Genomic DNA, 18,095 nt, shown 5'->3' on the forward strand with positions numbered 1-18,095 from the left:
GCGGCAGCCGTTTCTTCTTAAAATATAAGAAAGTATAAAATATGACTTATACTATGCTTCTATTTTTGAGTGAAGAAACTTACTGCGCCGCCATCAGGGAGGCGGCAGCCGTTTCTTCTTATTTGTCGTTTTATGTCGTCATCCGGAGCATGCGGACGGGATAATTAGCGGTCCCGGTCGGAAAATGGCATACTCGGACAATTTCGCATGCTCCTGATTGACAACATTCTTAGAGGGTGTTACTCTGATAGTGCGTTCGTTTTATAGAACAGTAAATTGTCATTTGTTCGTTATGATGGATTCTTGAAGGAGAACCCTATGGTTAATACAGTATTGATTGATAAGTGTCAGCTGACCGCTCCTTTGCAGCTGATGCTCAAGATTTTAGCCGATGACAGGCGGGTCAGATGGAGTGATCATGCGGAGCTGTTCGCCGGTATGGACTGGGAGGCTTTCATCAAGCTTGCCAGGCATCACCGGGTTTATCCCTATTTATATACCAGGCTGAAGGATATCGGTCACGACCTGGTGCCGCTGCCGGTCCTTCGGGGCTTCTACCAGGAATACTGCAATAATACATTTATTATGCTTGGTTTATGCGGCGAGATGGAGCGCATCTGCAAGCACTTTGACGAGGCTCATATTCGTCCGCTTCTTTTGAAAGGCCCGGTGCTGGCAGCCGATCTCTATGGAGACATCTCGCAGCGGACCTCCTGCGATCTGGATATACTGATCCCGATCAGGGATCTGCTGCATGCGGAGGCCGGGCTGTTGGAGCTTGGTTATATCAAAGACGATTATATCGATACCGTATTGAATGACTGGAAATGGAGGCATCATCATACGACCTTCAAGCATCCGCGGACCGGCATTAAGGTCGAGCTTCATTGGAGACTGAATCCGGCGCCGTCGAAGGAACCGGCATTCGAGGAATTATGGAGCCGCAGAAGAAGGAGCCCGCTGTCGTCCTATCCGCTGTTCTATCTGGGGAGGGAGGATTTGTTTTTGTTCCTGGTTACCCATGGGGCGCGCCACGGATGGTCCCGGCTGCGCTGGCTGCTGGATATCAGGCAAATTTCGCAGCAGAACCCGGATGCCGAATTGCTTAAGGAGCTGCTGCGGGCTAATCAGGCCGCCCATATCGGAGGGCAGGCGCTTGTCCTGACCTCGCAGCTGCTGGGGATGGAGACGCAGCCGGCACTCAGGCCGCTTATGGCTGGAGCCAGGCCGGGACGGCTGGCCAAGGGAGCGATGTTCTATATCAGACAAATGGTCCAGCTGCATAGCGATCCCCTGCCAGAGGATGTCAGCCGCTACCATAAGCGCCATCTGTTCTCGCTCATGACGATCCAGCAGCGGTCCCTGTTCATGCTCAGCTTCCTCTTTCCCTATCCCGAGGATGCCAGGACGCTGCCGCTGCCCAAAAGACTTCATCTTCTCTATATTCCTTTACGGCCGTTTCTGTGGGCCTGGAGAAAACTGCAGGGGGGACAGCATGAAAAACGTATTGATCGCCTCTTATGATATGGAGGTCGGCGGTGTGGAGCGAAGCCTGGCAAGCATGCTGGAAGCCTTCGACTACGACCGTCATGCCATCGATGTGATGCTCTGCCGCCATCAGGGCGATTTCATGGAATTGCTGCCAGACCGGATCAGGCTAATGGGCGAAATCCGGGCTTATTCAACCTTTCGCAAGCCGATCCGTGAAATCTTTACCGAAGGTCAGTGGTTCCTTGGCTTGTCCAGGGCATTGTCCAAGCTCCAGGCGGATTGGACGGGAAGAAGGAAGGGCCTCTCCGAGCCCGGGTACCTCCAGATGCAGCTCATGTGGAAGTATGCCCTGCCTTTTTTGCCGAGGGTGGAGCAGTCCTACGACGCGGCGATCAGCTATTTATGGCCGCATTACTTTGTAGCCGACAAGGTCAACGCCGCAACGAAGATCGCCTGGATTCACACCGATTATTCCATGGTGGAGGCAAATCCGGAGCTGGACCTGGCGATGTGGGACAAGTTTCATTATATTGTGGCGGTATCGGAAGCGTGCAGGCAGTCATTTTTGTCCCGCTATGAATCGCTCAGCAGCAAAGTGTTCGTTATTGAGAACATTACTTCCCCTGCGTTCGTCCGGTCGATGGCCGGCGGGCCGGCCGTCAATCCGATGGATCGGGACAGCCGGTTCAAGCTGCTGACCGTCGCCCGGCTGTCCCATGCCAAGGGAATTGATCAGGCGGTACAGGCTTTGAAGCTATTGAGAGACAGAGGCTTCCCCGATATCGCCTGGTACGTGGTCGGATACGGCGGCGACGAAGCGTTGATCCGGGATTTGATCCGCGGGAACGGCCTTGAGGACAGCTTCATTCTGCTGGGCAAGCAGACCAATCCTTATCCGTATATCCGCTCCTGCGATCTGTATGTCCAGCCGTCCCGGTATGAGGGCAAGGCGGTGACGGTCACGGAAGCAAAAATTATCGGCAAGCCGATTCTGATTACCAATTATTCAACCGCTCACAGCCAGGTTGTCGACGGATATGATGGATGCATTGCCGACATGTCAATCGAGGGAATCGCAGACGGCATTCAGCGGCTTTACCGGGATGAGGCTCTTCGGGCTCATCTGGCCGGTACTTGCATACATACCGATTACAGCAACGGCTCCGAGCTTGAGAAGCTGTACAGCCTGATCGGTGTACGGAAGGAAGGGGCATAGAGGAGCGTATGAAGAAAAGTCTGCTGTTTGTCATGCCAAGTCTGGCATCCGGCGGCGGGGAGCGAAGCCTGGTCAACCTGCTCTCCCAAATGGATTACAGCCAGTATGAGGTGGACCTGTTCCTGTTCAATCACGAAGGGCTGTTTATGGAATATGTGCCCAAAGAGGTCACCATTCTGCCCATACCGGAAAGCTATCAGCGCTTCGCCCAGCCGCTTGGGCCATCGGTCTGGTCGTTCCTGATGCAGGGCAGGCTTCCGCTGGCTTACAGCCGCCTTATGTTCGGCCTCAAAAACCGCTACAGCCGGAATCTGTCCACAAGGGAGCAGTACAACTGGCGGTATATTTCATCCTCCATCGATCTTCTGCAGAAGAAATATGACACTGCTATCGGCTTTCTGGAGAAGACATCCACCTATTTCTGCGTGGAGAAGGTGCAGGCCGGGCGGAAGATCGGCTGGGTTCATATTGATTATGACGAGCTCGGGATGGACCCGGACTTCGATATTGTATATTTTGAGCAGCTCGACCATATCGTCACGGTATCGGAGGAATGTGCGGCGATATTGAAGAAGCGGTTTCCGAGCCAGCAGCATAAGGTGAATGTGATCCACAATATCGTATCGCCGGCCGTGATTCATCATATGGCTGAGGAGAATCGCTCCGACGTCTACAACCGGAAAGAGGATGAGCTGATCATCCTGACGGTCGGGAGGCTCCATCCGCAGAAAGGCTATGAGCTGGCTATTGAAGCATGTAAAATCCTCGTCGGACAAGGCTATAATGTCCGGTGGCATGTCATTGGCGAGGGAGCGGAAAGAGCCAGGCTGATCGAGCTGATCAAGGTTAACCGTCTGGAGAATCACTTCATTCTGCTGGGTCTGAAATCCAATCCTTATCCCTATATCAAGCAGGCGGATCTTTATGTGCAGACCTCCAGATTCGAAGGGAAATCGATTGCCATTGACGAGGCCAAAATCTTGAAGAAGCCGATCGTCATTACAAGATTCAGCACGGCTGCCGATCAGATCCGCGAAGGGCTGGAGGGGCTGATTGTGGACATGCAGGCATCCTCTGTTGCCCAAGGGATCGAGAAGCTGTTCCGCGACAGGGGACTGCAGCGAAAAATGGCCGACCAGCTGGCACAGGCAAGGCTTGGGACGGAAGATGAAATTTATCAGCTGTACAGCTTGCTGCAGGGGGAAGTTTCATGAGAACAGAGCTGCCGTATAAGGTTAGCGTTATTATTCCTGTCTATAATGCGCAGCGGCATCTGCCGGCCTGTATCGATTCGCTGCTTGGCCAGACCCTGCAGGAATGCGAGTTCATCTTCGTCAATGACGGCTCGACGGATGACAGTGGGCCGATCATCGCCTCTTATCAAAGCCTGGATGCGCGGATCAAGCTGATCGGACAGGAGAATCGGGGTGTCAGCCTAGCCCGCAATGCGGGGCTTGCTGCGGCAGCCGGCGAATATATCGGTTTCGTTGACGCGGACGATTATATCGAGCCGGATATGTACGAGAGGCTGTACGATTGTGCCGTGATGGATGATTGCGATGTAGTCGTGTCCAATATGGAGAGTGAAATCGAAGGCCGGACGGTCGTCACCCGATATCCGTTCAAGGTGAATGAGCTGCTCGGCAGGGACTACATACGCAACGAAATATTGCCTTATTTGCTCATGGCGGATCATTTGAATACGGCTGTAAACAAGCTTTACAAAAGAAGTGTGGCCGCAGCAGGCAGGGTCGCCTTCCCGGAACGGGTCCCGCTCGGTGAAGACGGGATGTTTAATATGTCGTTTTTCAGCTGTGCGTCCACGATGAAATATATCGACTATACGGGCTATCATTACCGGGAAGTGGCAGGAAGCGCTACCCGGAACATAGCCGGCAAGGATTATTTTCACCGGGCATTGGAGGTGTACAGGATGGAGCCTCCCGCCTTCTACAAGGAGATGATGCCGCCTGGCCGGATCAAGCAGCTCAAGTCCGTCAGACTGATCCACAATACGGTTTCCCTCATTTATATCTATTTCAAGCCCGGCAGCGACATGAGCTTCCGGCAAAGATACGGCTATGTAAAGCGGATGATAACGGACCCTTATGTAAGAGAGTCGCTGCCTGTCTACTATGAGAAGCGGATAGGATCCATAGGCCGGTATGAAAGATGGCTGCTTGCCATGATCCGGGCCAAATTCACCTTTGGCTTGTTATGCGCGGCGGCCTACAGCAGAATCAGGAGCGCTTAAATAAGATTATTGGGGGAATTTCAGTGAAGATTATGATGTTTGCTCACGGAGGCAGCTTGAACAGAGGATGCGAGGCGATCGTCCGGTCGTCCGCCTTTATTATCAAGGAGAAAATCAACGGCGCGAAGGTCTATCTATCCTCGCAGAAGCCTCATACAGATGGAATTATTCCCAGACTGGACGGCGTTTACGACGGCACAAGAACCGAGATCAAGAAATATTCGCTGGACTGGGCGGTGTCTTTTCTCCACTTCAGGCTGCTGAAGGATGAATCTTACGCCTTGCGGAAAATCGAGCAAAAAGTGATCGGACGGATCAAGGAGGTTGACGTCTGCATGTCGATCGGCGGCGATAATTACTGTTATGGCGAGCAGCCTCAATGGTATGAGATCGACCGCAATGTGAAGCGGAGCGGCAAGAAGCTGGTGCTTTGGGGCTGCTCCATCGGCGAAGAGGATATGTCCGAGCAGAAGCTGCAGGATTTGAAATTATTTGATCTGATTCTGGCCCGTGAATCCCTCACTTATAACATGCTCCTGAAGAAAGGGCTGTCCAATGTGAAATTATGCGCAGATCCGGCATTCACGATGGAGAAGGAAGAGCTGCCGCTTCCGGATGGCTGGCAGGAGGGCAAGACGGTCGGGCTTAACTTCAGTCCGCTTGTCTGGAAGCGCAACACCAAGTCCCGGGCGGCGGTGCGCGAGCTTATCGGCCATATTCTGCATACATCGGATATGACTATTGCCCTCACGCCCCATGTCATGGAGAACGACAACAACGATCATGAAATTCTCCGCCAGTATTACGAGGAGTTCAAGCAAACGGGCAGAGTCATTCTGCTCCCCGATAACCTGACTGCCGTGCAGTACAAGGGATATATCGCCAGAATGAAGTTCTTCATCGGAGCCAGGACCCATGCCACGATTGCGGCCTATTCCAGCTGTGTGCCCACGATGGTGCTGGGCTACAGCGTCAAATCCAAGGGAATCGCGATTGATATTTTCGGAAGAGAGCGTCTGGTGCTTGGAATTGCCGATATCTCCGACAGCAGCAAGCTGATCGCCAGATTCGACGAGATGCTCATGGATGAAGCGGAGCTGGTGCAGACGCTCCGGAAGTCGATCCCGAATATCAAGCGGATGTCGTACAAAGCGGTGGATTATTTGAAGCAGCTGGGCTAGGAGCAAGTCAGGATAAACTTATTGGGCGGGTGGTCGGCTTGAAGAAGAAACTATTGTTCGTCATGAACAACCTGAACTGCGGCGGCGCCGAGAAGTCGCTTATTTCCCTCCTGCAGGCCATTGATTACTCCCGGTGTGAGGTGGATCTGCTGCTTTTCAAGCGGGAAGGAATGTTCATGGATAATGTTCCGAAGCAGGTCCGTGTGCTTGCGGAGCCCTCCGGCTATACCTACTTTGATATGCCGGTAGGCAAGGCGCTGGCGGGAACGATCAGAAAAGGCAGGATCGATATTGCATGGTCGCGTCTGCGCGCCGGTCTTGTCTTCCGCAGGGAGAGCAACCGGTCCATATGCGAGCAGCGGGTCTGGAAGTTTATCGGCAGATCGATGTCCGGACTCAGCAAGCAATACGACGCGGCAATCGGTTATCTTGAGAAATCGCCGGTTTATTATGTCATCGATAAGGTAAAGGCGCGGACGAAAATCGGATTTATTCATAACGATTACGACAAGCTGGGAATGGACCCCGGAATCGACCTGGGCTATTTCAAGGCGCTTGACTACATTGCTACTGTTTCGGAGGAATGCGTAAATATTCTGGCGGACCGTTTCCCTATGTACCGTGACAAAATCGTCCTGATGCACAACATCGTCTCGCCGGCTGCCGTTCTGAGCATGGCGCAGGATAATGCTCCCACCCCGGGTAAAGGCATCACCATCGTCTCAGTCGGGCGCCTGAATTATCAGAAGGGCTTCGAGCTTGCCGTGGAAGCCTGCGAGCTGCTCGTCAAGGATGGATTCGATATCCGGTGGTACATCGTGGGAGAAGGCGAGGAGAGGGGGAGGCTGGAGCAGTCCATAAAGGAGAGACAGCTTCAGGACTCAGTCATCCTTACCGGTCTTCTGGAAAATCCCTATCCCTATATCAAAACCTGCGATATTTATGTACAAACCTCTTATTTCGAAGGCCGCTGCCTGACGGTTACCGAGGCGAAAATCCTGCATAAGCCGATTGTGTCCACCGACTTTAAAGTGATATACGACCAGTTAACCGACGGGCATAACGGTTTGATCGTGGAGCAGAATGCGGCTTCGGTCTATCAGGGCGTCAAGAGACTGATCACCAGCGAGACGCTCCGCCGGCATCTGACAGATAACCTGAGACAGGAAACACTGGGAACCGAGCATGAGATCCATAAGCTCTATCAATGGATCAGCTAGCGAGAAGGGGCGAGGCTATTGTATATTCCGTTACTATGCTGTCTGCTGCTGCTTGCCGCAGTAGTCCTCATTATTTTAATTGATGCTATTCCGATATTCGCGGACTGGCTCAGCCGCATTCGTATCGGACGATACCGCGATCTCAAGGATTGGAACGAATCCGTCACCCAGAGGGGCGCCCAGTGGCTGAACCGTACCCCGAAGATGAAGGTGACCGATAATACCAGACTGGTCGTGATTGATATGCTGCAGGGAAACTATACCAAGAATGCGATCCAGCACTGGCAGGAGGCGGCCCTGCTTATCGGCTTGTCGGAATATGCGGACAAGAATCAGGACCGGGATATCGAGAACGAAATCAGAAAATACGTGAAAGCCAAATTTGACAGCGGCGGGAACTGGGTGGTGAAGCCCAGGCATATCGATGGCGCCATCGTGGCTTATGCTGTGATGAAGCAGCAGTGCATCGATCCGGATGGATTCAAGCCGGCGTTCGACTACATTTGGGAGTTCATTAAGGAGCATATCGGGGATGACGGCACGATCATGTACCGCAAATCGATGAAGAACTACCGCTATGTCGATACGATCGGCTTTGTCTGTCCTTTTCTTGTCGCGTACGGTCTCCGTTATGACAAGCCGGAATGCGTGGAGCTGGCTGTCAGGCAGCTGGTCGAATACGAGAAGCACGGCATGCTCGATCATCATTATCTGCCAAGCCATGCTTACCATGTGGATCATAAAACTCCGCTTGGCTTGTACGGCTGGGGGCGGGGCTTGGGATGGTTCGCCATCGGGCTCATGGATGCCTGGCGCGAGCTGCCGGCGGCTCATCCCGACAAGCCGCTGCTTGAGGGGATGATTACGAGATTTGCGGCAGCCTCCCTCGCCTTCCAGGGCGCGGAGGGGAACTGGAACTGGACGATTACCCGCCAGGAGTCCAGAGCGGATTCGTCGGCCACGGCGGTGCTTGGCTGGTTTCTCGGCGAAGCTTCACATCTGGAGCATCTCGCGGAGGCTTGCTCCAAGGGATCGCAGCGGGCAGCCTCTTATTTGATGAAGGTAACCAGGCGCAGCGGTGCAGTCGATTTCTCCCAAGGGGATACGAAGGATATCGGCGTATATTCCATGCTGTTCAATATTCTGCCCTTCACGCAGGGGTTCTGCATCCGGATGATGACTGACAAGGGCCGGGACCAGGTGCCGGCATGAGAGTCCGCAGCTCATTAATTAATATTGCGGCGGGACTCGGCAACCAGATCGTGATTACGGCTCTCAGTTTTATTTCCAGGACAGTGTTCATTAACAGCCTTGGCATCGAGTATCTGGGTATTAACGGATTGTTCACCAATCTGCTGACAATGCTCACGCTGGCGGAGGCGGGTATCGGCTCCAGTATTATCTACAGCCTCTATAAGCCCGTTGCAGACAATGACAGGGACACCATCAACAAGCTGATGAAGCTGTACCGGAATGCCTATCTGGTCATTGCCCTCATCGTGGCGCTCCTTGGCTTATCCGTGCTGCCGTTCCTTGACCATTTTGTCAAAGATTCCAGCGTGGAGCATCTGACGGCCATTTATCTGATCTTTTTGCTCAATACCGTCACCCCATACCTCTTCTCTTACAAAAATTCATTTCTGAACGTCAGCCAGAAGGGGTATATCGTAACGCTTGTATTCACCTTGTCTTCGATTCTGTCGACCTGCCTGAAAATCGGAATTCTTACTTACACGAAAAACTATATTCTTTTTCTGATGATAGACAGTGTGATCACGCTTAGCACCGCGATTATCCTGACGGTAACCGTCAACAGGATGTATCCGTTCCTGCGCGACAAGGTCAGCGGAGGGCTGGACAGCGTGACGAAGAAGGGGATCATCAAGAATGTGAAAGCCATTGTCCTGCAGAATACAGGCAGCTACTTCGTGCTTGGGACGGAGAATATTCTCATCTCAAGCTTCGTAAGCGTTGCGGCTGTCGGCTTATACTCCAACTACAAGATGCTGATCGAAATCGGGCGGACCTTTATCAATCAGATTTTCAGCAATATGTATCACAGCATCGGCAATCTGGTATCCAAGGAGAGCAAGGATAAGATTTTTGCGGTGTATAAAGTGACGCTGCTGCTTAATTTCTGGTTGTATTCGCTGTTTGTCATTCTCTTGTCCCTATTAATCGAACCGTTCATCACCCTGTGGATCGGTCCGGATTTCCTGATGAGCGGCAGCGTGCTCATTCTGCTATTGGCTCTGTTTTATGAAAGAGGCATGAGAAATTCCATCACGACGGTGAAAACAACGGCAGGCATCTTCCATCAGGACCGTTATGCCCCGCTCATTCAGGCGGCCGTATGTCTTGGCGTGTCCATTACGCTCGTCCAGACGATCGGGATAGCCGGCGTGTTTATCGGGTCGCTCATCAGCAGCTTGGCCGTTCCCTTCTGGACAACTCCTTATTTTGTCTACCGGAATGTATTCCAGCGGCCCTTGACGGATTATTTCAAGACCTATTTCATCTATACGTTGGCAGGCGCGGGTGCTTATGCCCTTGCCAGCGCAGTATGCCATTTCATTCCCGCGAACGGCTTTGCAGAGCTCATAGGGAAAGGCATTGCGGGCTTTTTCACCGTTAATGTTCTTTATATCGCACTGTTTCACCGTACGGAAGAGTTTGGCTACCTGCTCGGAATCAGCCGGACCATCATCCGCAGGCTGGTGATGAGCCGCAAGGTCAATCACAATATGGAGGGATAATCCTTATGGCGATATTGGTTACCGGCGGGGCCGGATATATTGGAACCCATACCTGCGTCGAGCTGCTGGAGGCCGGTTATGACATCATTGTGGTGGATAATTTCGCCAACAGCAGTCCGGAGGCGCTCAATCGGGTAAAGGAAATCACAGGGAAATCCTTTCGGTTCTATCAATTGGACGTAAGAGACCGCAGTGCTCTTGAGGCCGTTTTTGCAAGAAATCAAATCGATGCCGCCATCCATTTTGCCGGTCTCAAGGCGGTCGGCGAGTCGGTTCGTTCACCGCTTTGGTATTATGAGATGAATATGAACAGCACGCTGGCGCTGTGCGAGGTCATGAGCAAATACGGCGTGCACAAGCTTGTGTTCAGCTCTTCTGCCACCGTGTACGGGGCATCCGGGGATATGCCGGTGTCCGAGAATTCGCCCATTGGCGCATCCAGCCCTTATGGCCGCACCAAACAAATGATTGAGCAGATACTGCAGGATCTGGCGGCATCCAATCCCGAATGGGGAATCAGCATTCTCCGCTATTTCAATCCTGCCGGCGCCCATAAGAGCGGGAGGATCGGTGAGAATCCCTCGGGCACGCCTAACAATCTGATGCCTTATTTGTCGCAGGTGGCTGCCGGGAGACTGGAAGAGCTGAGCATATATGGAAGCGATTATCCAACCCCTGACGGCACGGGAATCAGGGATTACATCCATGTTGTAGATCTGGCGCTTGGGCATATCAGAGCCCTTGGACGCATTCTGGATTCATCGGGTCTGAATATTTACAACCTGGGAACCGGGCGCGGTTCAAGCGTCCTGGAGATGATAGCGGCCTTCGAGAAAGCGACGGGGACCCATGTGCCGTACCGCTTCGCTGCCCGCAGGCCGGGGGATATTGCGGTCAGCTGTGCGGACATCCGGAAGGCCAGACAAGAGCTTGGATGGACTGCAGACCGTTGTATCGAGGAGATGTGCGAGGATACTTGGCGATGGCAGGCGAATAATCCCGGAGGCTTCGATATCCATGAGAATCGGTTCATGACTGCTTTACTAAAAATGTGAATTATTCGACAAAATTAGTTGAAAAAATCAAAATTCGATCGCACGAAGCGACAGCATCAGCGGAAAGGCTTGATTATAATGGTGAATATAGAAAACGATTACATTTAAATAGGAGACGAAGAAGTGCGTTTTTACCTGGGCACCTTAAACGCATGGAGTCAGTGGTGCAACCGGCCGAATTCGGAGCGGAGGAAATGGTTATGGCGCTTGCAGAACGGATTCGCAAGGATAATTTGGACAAAGAGTGGGTTGAATTGATTATGATCGCACGGGCAATGGGGCTTGACCGGGAAGTTATCCGGGGTGTTCTGAGCGCCCTCCCGAAATTGGAAAACGGCACATTACCCATGGAAGAAAATACATCTACATAGTGCCTAATCCTTGTGGAGCCTCCACTTGTTGAATTCCAGAAACTCTTTAAACTGTTCCTTGCTCACGCCTGATGCCATGGCTTCGCGTACGAGGTCTTCCCATTCCTGGTCAAGCTGCCTTGCTTCGTCATCGGACTTCTGGACGTGAAGCAGTTCTTCCACGGAAATACCCAGTACGGTTCCGACTTTCTCGAGAAATTGAATGGAGGGATTCTGCTGAATCCCCCGTTCAATGGAACTTAAGTAGGACTTGGCCACGCCCGCCCGCTCAGAGAGCTCGGTTAAAGAGAGCGCCTTTCTTTTGCGCAGCAGTTGTATGCGTTCTCCAATCATTATACGTATCCTCCAATGTTATAGCTTGCTGAACCTTATTATATCGGATTCTTCTTCATTAAGAAAGAATCTGTTGCTTATAACGAACAGTTGCGGAAAAGTGAACAGCGGTTTTCATGGCGCTGAAGACTTTTCCGCTTTTTTTTTTGAAATATATGAAAGTATAAATCCCGATTATACTTTGCTTATATTTCTGAGGGAAGAAACCAGGGCTTTGCCGCCAGAGGACGCGATAGCCGTTTCTTTTCATGCATAGCCGCATGAAGCTGCCTGTTTCCTCATCCTCTGCGGCAGCTATACAATGGCTTCCTTCTGATTATCAAGCAGATGGCCGAATACTCCGTCCCGTTCAGATGCAAGCTGCATGAAGCCTCCACGCTGCACCACCTTCCCCTGATCGATGACAATGACCTGATCCGCGTGACGGATTGTGGATAAACGATGGGCGACCACAATAATGGTCATGGTCCCTTTCAGCCGCTCCAGCGCCTCCTGGATTTTCTTCTCGTTCTCGGTATCCAGCGCGCTTGTCGCCTCGTCCAGCACGAGCACGGCCGGTTTGCTGATGATGGCCCGCGCCAGCACAAGCCGCTGCCTTTCGCCTCCGGACAGCCGGATGCCCCTGTCGCCAATGAGCGTTTCCAGCCCCAGAGGCAGCGCACGGACAAATTCAGCGGACGAGGCGAAGTCCAGCGCTTCCCACAGCTGATCCTCGCTGGCATCGGGCCTGATCATCAGCAGGTTTTCCCTGATGCTGGCATTGTACAGAAAGGGGTCCTGCGCCACATAGCCGATGGACCGCCGGTAGGCAAACAGATTCGCATTGGTAATGGGTTCTCCGTCGATGAGAATCCGGCCCGATTCAGGCTGCATCAGGCCCATCAGCAGATCGATCAACGTGCTTTTTCCCGCGCCGGAACGTCCGACAAAGGCTGTCATCCGGTTAGCGGGAATGAACAGATTAATCGCCTGAAGCGTATGCGCAGCCTCCTGCCGGTGGTAGCGGAAATACACATTGTCACAGGTAAGCCCATGCTCGAGACGAAGCGGAGCCGGACTTAAGCCGGCAGGACCCGCCTCGTGCTGCTCCACCGCTTCCGCACATTCCTTCTGCAGGCCGATGAGCGCTTTGAAGGCGGGGACCGTTGCCGCCAGCTGCTCCAGATTGGATTGAATCCCTGTGAATCTCGGCCACAGCCTGGCGAAGATCAGGATAACCAGCAGAAGCTGGGGACCCTGCGTATGAAAGAACTGGAATGAGATAAACACGAAGCCCGCGATCAATAGCGCGGAGGATATTTTGTAAACCAGCTGTGAATTCATTCTGAGCCGGATGTACTCCATCTGCTCATGCATCATCCCCTGGGTAAGTGAATGAAGCCAGCCCAGGCGGGATTCCTCCAGGTTGTTGCTCTTGATATCCTTGATACCGTTCAACTGATCAGTAATGCCGGCAAGGTAGCTTTGCGAGAGCTCCGAGGTTTGACTGCCGAGAACCTTCGCCTGATGAATATATTGGCGCGAGAACAGCGCAAGAACCGTTCCGCAGCCCAGTACGAACAAAGTCATGGCCGGCGAGAGCCAGAAGGCGAACACAATCTGGATAAGCGTAAACAGGAAGGAGGTCACGAGCTGGAGAAACAGGTTGATTCCGCTAATGACGCGCGCAAGCTCGATCGTTAACAGATTTATGAGATCCGATTTCCTCTTCTGGAGGAAAAAGGACCATCTGGACGCGAGCAGCGTGCTGTAAGTTTCAAAGCGCAGCTTGCGGCTGAAGATCTGCTGGATCTCCACATTGCGGATCGTAATTTTACGCTGAATGAGATTTTGACCGAACACGATCAATACATAAAGAGACAAAATCAGGGTCAGCGCCAACGTCTGTGGCATTGCCCGCAGCTCTTCGAGAATTTTGAAATCGTAGCCGCTTGCCTGCTGTACGCTCAAAATCCCACTCATGCTGATCATGGGGATCAGCAGCAGAATACCGAGACTTTCAAGAAGACTGCTGAATACCATACCAAGCAGATTGATTGTGAGGGCAGCTCCGGAATAAGCGTATAGACGCTTCATGTAATGCAGGATGGGATTCATCAAACTCGCTCCTAAAGTGAGACCTCTCGCTGCCATTCCTATGAACGGCGGCAGCCGTTTCTTCCTGCCTTGTATCAGTTTCACGTAGATAAATGTCCATAAGGTCTGTGCGAGGAAACTAACCTAGCCGCCAGAGGATGGCGTCAACCGTTTCTTCCAGCCTTCGCAAATTTCTGCACAACGATAAACCGGTTCATAACTTCCGCACCGGTAATATAGACGGGGCCGCTGCGCAGCCAGGCGTGGGCAATGAGCTGCCCGGTCTTGTCTTTGGCAGTTCCCATGTAAAGGGTGCTGTCGATTCTGCGGCGCTCCAGCATTTTCATGCCCGCGATGGCGCGCACCAGACATTTGCTCTCCCAGGGCGTATGCCGGCTAACGGTATTGATAGCATGCGCCACCTGCCTGATGGCAGGCATACAGGGCGGGTTATCGTCCAGGGAGGTTTCCCGGGTCTGCTCTCCCAGCTTCGGGGCGATGGCGGCGAATGGCCGGAACAGCTGACATCGTGCCCAGCCCAGCAGCAGACATGCCTCGACGAACATGAGCAGCATTCTTCTGTCCGTATGACGCAGCTTGCGGAGAATTCTGAAGATTTTCATATGAGGTCCCTACTTTTTAAATGAAAATTAGGATGCGGACAGATGTTCATCCGCTTGGGCGTACAGGATCAGTTCATGCTCGAGCAGATGGTTCAGAAACAGCAAAACATCGCGTTCGCATTCGCTGCTGTCAACCTCGTATTCAGCCGTCAACGTTTCAACGATCCGGACAACGGGACTGCCTGCGCCGATCAACTCCCACATTCTCCCGCCGGTCTCTCCCAAATTATAATATTTGCCATTGCGGACGCTCAGCATGACTTTCTCGCCATCCATGTCGCTCACGATATTGCCGGGGTATTGCGAGACAGTTCCGGTCGGCTGTACAACGCTTGGGTTCATGAAGCTTCCTCCTTTTGAATGGTTTCGAGCAGAAGCGAACTGAGCAAGGGTGCGGTAAATCCGGAGGCGGGACGGCCGATCCGGTATACCGGAAGCCGGTTGATGAACCGGACAAGCATGCCGAAATGCCATTCCATGAGGCCCATCTTCTCCATTAACGAACGGCGGAAGGTATGGCGCAGCAGGGTATGGAACCGTTCAAGCCCTTCAACCGGCTGAATCCCGGTATCCGTTTCACCCGGCACCAGCTCGAATACGCCGCCAAGCGGCAGGGGAGAAGGGTGAAACCCGGAGCGGACCGGCACCGCAAATTTAAGCTCACGGTCAAATAGCGGCTTGCAATCTGTATGATGAATGCCGAGTTCGTCGATACTGTTCTGCCACAGCTTCTGCTGCGGGTAGGAGGAAAGCACGATTGGCATATGATCTTCATTGAGAATAACGGGAATGACGTCATCGCTCAGCAGCCGGCAGCCGCGGTCCAGCAAAACGGAAGCGAGAGTGGATTTTCCGGCACCGGAATGTCCCACAATGGCATAGGCTTTCCCGTCGATAGCGACAGCGCTGCCGTGCAGGGGAAGAATTCCTCTTTGCAGAAGCAGCACACCCATACAGGTGCCCAATACGTAAAGCCTGATTTTGTCCGGATCCGATTCAGGGAAAGGGGAAACGACAATAGAACAGCCATCCTCGATACGGAAAATGGCCACATCCGGCACCTGGAACATGACTGCGCTTCCACGAACGACCCAGATTTCATCCGGCGCTGCTTCTGCGTTCCAGAGCGGCAGTAAATCCGCGGCGCTAATGGTAGCGGGAGCCTGCTGCTGCAGATTTTCCCCGGTTGACCCGCAGGCTTCGGTCAGCTCCGGAAGCGGAATGGCACTTTGAATGACGCAGCCAAAAGCGTGATAGTAAGCAAGAGCGGTCGTTTCGATCATCATTTTCACTCCAGTTGATCCGATTCATAATTCAGTCCATAGCATGCAGATGCGTGAGCGCCCGCAAACGGTTGACAGCCGCCTATATACACCCTGGTACATAAGCGGCCATCAATGAAGATTAGCTGTAGTGAATGTTTTCTGTGGGATCCGGTTGAACAGCATCAGGCAGATGAACGCCTGGTCCTGCCATTGTCATTTTGTAGTCAAGAACTTCCAATGATGGCGCTTGCCATTGTTTTTTGGCTTCGTTTTGCATAGTATCACCTCCTCTCAAGTTTGTTTTTTGATAAAACGGTAGAAGATCAGGCCTCTCATCAATATCCGGTAGTTGAAATCAAACGCAAGCTCCGGCCGGGGCTCGGTGCCGATCCTGCCCAATGAATCAGCCAGCTGCTCCGTATTCAAAAATTCCGCAGCCGCAGGGTCTGCTATAAGCTGATGAAGCTCGCTTATAAAAGCATCCCATGATTCGGCCATCCGGTGCACGCCGTCGGCACCCTGAACGCCGCGGGTCCGATGGTTCAGCCGGACGTTGTCGGGCAAATAACCTTCGGTTGCCCGGCGGATCAAGGCGCGGTCTACGCCGTTTTGGACGAATTGATCGTCAGGGACGGAAAGACAGAAGCGGATGACGCGCAGATCATTCGTCGGGTCGCGGTCCCACATCAGATATTTGAGCGACAGCTTGGTGCCGATCGTGCCGTTAATGTTCCAGAAATAGAGCTGCTTGAACTGGTCCTCGCGGATGGCGTAGGCGCTGTTCAGGGGAGAACCCCATGTGTTAAGTCCATAGGTTTGCAGCTTCTCGAATACCTGCGTCCGCTTCGCGAACTGCGGATTGATCAGCATCGGCAGCTGATAATCGCTTTTTTGCGTCGTAAACCTTCCATAGAACGGGAAAGCTTTTTTGCCGACAACAGACATGACCCGCGATTTCTTCACGCCCAGGCTGTGGCTGTACTGCTGCAGCTCCCGGTAGAAGCGGATCCAGCGGAACTGTCTGATCAGGTTGACCTGATAATCCAGCGCCGGTCCCCATGAGATCGTCCAATTGCCCCGCTGGCCGTTCAGCATGACGCCGATGTTCTCGTGGTAAGCCCGCTCGTAAATCCCCTTCAGCCAGAACGAATTTTCAAAAAACTTATAGGGCATCTCCATCGTCTCCAGCCAGTCATCAATCTCGGAGAACGGGCTCAGCCCGGGGAAATTCAAATAGTTGTCCTTGATGTTGCCCACATGGCTGACGGTAGACATGATCAGGGGACGCTCGTCGGCAATCCTGCTCTTGGGCGTGAAATCAACGAAATCCTCAAGCGGATAATAACTGAAGGAATGCAAGGGCTTATTAGCCTTGCGCAGCGCTCTGGCCGCGAAGCTTGCGACCGAACCCGAATCCAGTCCTCCGCTGAGATGGGCGCCGACCTGACGGTGCGTCCGGATACGGGAGGTGACGGCGGCGTTGAACACCTCGCGGAACGCTTCCTCGTACTCCATATCGGATTTATAATTCAGCCGTTCTTCCGGCTCCAGCGTGCAGTATCTGGAGAATGTGATCCTGCCGCCCGAGACAGTCAGGCTGTGGGATGGCGGGAGCTGCTGAATATGCGAATAGACGGTAGAGAAGCAATCGACAGCATCGGTGGTCACGGGAATGGCCAAAAATTCCGAGATCCATTGTTCATTCATGCTTTTGTTCAGGCCGGGCAGCGTGAATAAAGGCTCTATGATGGTGCTGAAGGCGAAAAGCTCAGACGAACGGGCCAGATACAGGGTGCGGTTGCCCGAAAAATCTCTTGCGCCGAAGAGCGACCGTCTGCGTTCATCCCAGATGACAAAGGCGAAGTCGCCGACGAGATAGCGGGGGGTATCTTCCCCCCATTGGTCATAAGCCAGCAGGATGAGCAGGCTGTCAGGCATGTCGCCTCGGTCCTCGCGGGGGACGGTCAACTGGTCGAATAACTCGGTGCGATTATCGATGATGGCATCCGCCGTAATGGCAAGGCCCCGCTCCCGGTCATGGAAGGGAAGGATTTCTCCCACGGATTCCGGCGTGATCCATTGTGCATGGCAGCCAAGAAACGCACCTTGCGCTTGCCAGGTATGTACCCGGTCGGCAGGATAGCGCTCAAACTGGGCCATTAGCGCATCGCCCCGCCCGGGATGGATTTCTTCATGATTCATATGATAAATTCCGGCAATCGCGCTCATGGTATTTTCCAGCCTTTCATTGACG

17 protein-coding genes and 1 riboswitch are annotated in these 18,095 nt (G+C 53.0%); of the genes, 10 read left to right on the forward strand and 7 right to left on the reverse strand.

Annotated features, from left to right (window positions below; translation table 11 throughout):
* The first annotated feature begins 318 nt into the window (after positions 1-318).
* The 10 genes from AC0YNV_RS15700 to AC0YNV_RS15745 all read left to right on the forward strand — a co-directional run bounded on the left by AC0YNV_RS15700 (position 319) and on the right by AC0YNV_RS15745 (position 11,544).
* On the forward strand, positions 319-1,524 hold the full coding sequence (locus tag AC0YNV_RS15700) for a nucleotidyltransferase domain-containing protein (protein ID WP_475768875.1): 1,206 nt from the start codon (positions 319-321) through the stop codon (positions 1,522-1,524).
* On the forward strand, positions 1,496-2,707 hold the full coding sequence (locus tag AC0YNV_RS15705) for a glycosyltransferase (protein WP_475768876.1): 1,212 nt from the start codon (positions 1,496-1,498) through the stop codon (positions 2,705-2,707). The genes AC0YNV_RS15700 and AC0YNV_RS15705 overlap by 29 nt, the downstream gene beginning before the upstream one ends.
* An 8-nt stretch (positions 2,708-2,715) precedes the next feature.
* Entirely contained in the window at positions 2,716-3,921 is a 1,206-nt protein-coding gene (locus AC0YNV_RS15710; RefSeq protein ID WP_475768877.1) for a glycosyltransferase, read from the forward strand.
* Positions 3,918-4,961, forward strand: a complete 1,044-nt coding sequence (locus tag AC0YNV_RS15715) for a glycosyltransferase (protein WP_475768878.1) — start codon at positions 3,918-3,920, stop codon at positions 4,959-4,961. The genes AC0YNV_RS15710 and AC0YNV_RS15715 overlap by 4 nt, the downstream gene beginning before the upstream one ends.
* A gap of 23 nt (positions 4,962-4,984) precedes the next feature.
* Entirely contained in the window at positions 4,985-6,142 is a 1,158-nt protein-coding gene (locus AC0YNV_RS15720) for a polysaccharide pyruvyl transferase family protein (protein ID WP_475768879.1), read from the forward strand.
* A 38-nt stretch (positions 6,143-6,180) separates the two neighbouring features.
* Complete coding sequence (locus AC0YNV_RS15725) at positions 6,181-7,362, forward strand: glycosyltransferase (RefSeq protein ID WP_475768880.1); 1,182 nt, start codon at positions 6,181-6,183, stop codon at positions 7,360-7,362.
* Positions 7,363-7,386: 24 nt separating this feature from the next.
* Complete coding sequence (locus AC0YNV_RS15730) at positions 7,387-8,574, forward strand: glycoside hydrolase family 88 protein (protein ID WP_475768943.1); 1,188 nt, start codon at positions 7,387-7,389, stop codon at positions 8,572-8,574.
* A complete protein-coding gene (locus tag AC0YNV_RS15735; RefSeq protein WP_475768881.1) occupies positions 8,571-10,118 on the forward strand; it encodes a lipopolysaccharide biosynthesis protein in 1,548 nt (515 codons plus the stop codon). Before AC0YNV_RS15730 ends, AC0YNV_RS15735 begins: the two co-directional genes overlap by 4 nt.
* A 5-nt stretch (positions 10,119-10,123) precedes the next feature.
* Entirely contained in the window at positions 10,124-11,173 is a 1,050-nt protein-coding gene (gene galE / locus AC0YNV_RS15740) for a UDP-glucose 4-epimerase GalE (RefSeq protein WP_475768882.1), read from the forward strand.
* Positions 11,174-11,275: 102 nt separating this feature from the next.
* Positions 11,276-11,358, forward strand: a riboswitch (cyclic di-GMP riboswitch).
* On the forward strand, positions 11,338-11,544 hold the full coding sequence (locus AC0YNV_RS15745; RefSeq protein ID WP_475768883.1) for a hypothetical protein: 207 nt from the start codon (positions 11,338-11,340) through the stop codon (positions 11,542-11,544). It overlaps the preceding riboswitch by 21 nt.
* Positions 11,545-11,547: 3 nt before the next feature.
* Here the strand turns inward: AC0YNV_RS15745 and AC0YNV_RS15750 are convergent, their stop codons facing one another.
* The 7 genes from AC0YNV_RS15750 to AC0YNV_RS15780 all read right to left on the reverse strand — a co-directional run bounded on the left by AC0YNV_RS15750 (position 11,548) and on the right by AC0YNV_RS15780 (position 18,070).
* Positions 11,548-11,877 carry a helix-turn-helix domain-containing protein gene (locus tag AC0YNV_RS15750; protein WP_210037984.1) on the reverse strand — a complete coding sequence of 110 codons (330 nt, stop codon included), beginning with the start codon at positions 11,875-11,877 and terminating at the stop codon, positions 11,548-11,550.
* Positions 11,878-12,171: 294 nt separating this feature from the next.
* Positions 12,172-13,974: an ABC transporter ATP-binding protein gene (locus tag AC0YNV_RS15755; RefSeq protein WP_475768884.1), complete on the reverse strand. Its 1,803-nt coding sequence runs from the start codon at positions 13,972-13,974 to the stop codon at positions 12,172-12,174.
* A 143-nt stretch (positions 13,975-14,117) separates the two neighbouring features.
* On the reverse strand, positions 14,118-14,576 hold the full coding sequence (locus tag AC0YNV_RS15760) for a lasso peptide biosynthesis B2 protein (protein ID WP_475768885.1): 459 nt from the start codon (positions 14,574-14,576) through the stop codon (positions 14,118-14,120).
* A 27-nt stretch (positions 14,577-14,603) separates the two neighbouring features.
* Positions 14,604-14,918 carry a lasso peptide biosynthesis PqqD family chaperone gene (locus AC0YNV_RS15765; protein WP_210037981.1) on the reverse strand — a complete coding sequence of 105 codons (315 nt, stop codon included), beginning with the start codon at positions 14,916-14,918 and terminating at the stop codon, positions 14,604-14,606.
* Entirely contained in the window at positions 14,915-15,859 is a 945-nt protein-coding gene (locus tag AC0YNV_RS15770; protein WP_475768944.1) for an aldolase, read from the reverse strand. The genes AC0YNV_RS15765 and AC0YNV_RS15770 overlap by 4 nt, the downstream gene beginning before the upstream one ends.
* A gap of 121 nt (positions 15,860-15,980) precedes the next feature.
* Positions 15,981-16,118, reverse strand: coding sequence for a paeninodin family lasso peptide (locus AC0YNV_RS15775; protein ID WP_475768886.1), 138 nt, complete (start codon positions 16,116-16,118; stop codon positions 15,981-15,983).
* Positions 16,119-16,132: 14 nt separating this feature from the next.
* Positions 16,133-18,070 (reverse strand): asparagine synthase-related protein, encoded by a 1,938-nt coding sequence (locus AC0YNV_RS15780; protein WP_475768887.1) that lies wholly within the window; start codon positions 18,068-18,070, stop codon positions 16,133-16,135.
* Positions 18,071-18,095: the final 25 nt, after the last annotated feature.

This window comes from Paenibacillus sp. JT31N11, assembly GCF_056269285.1.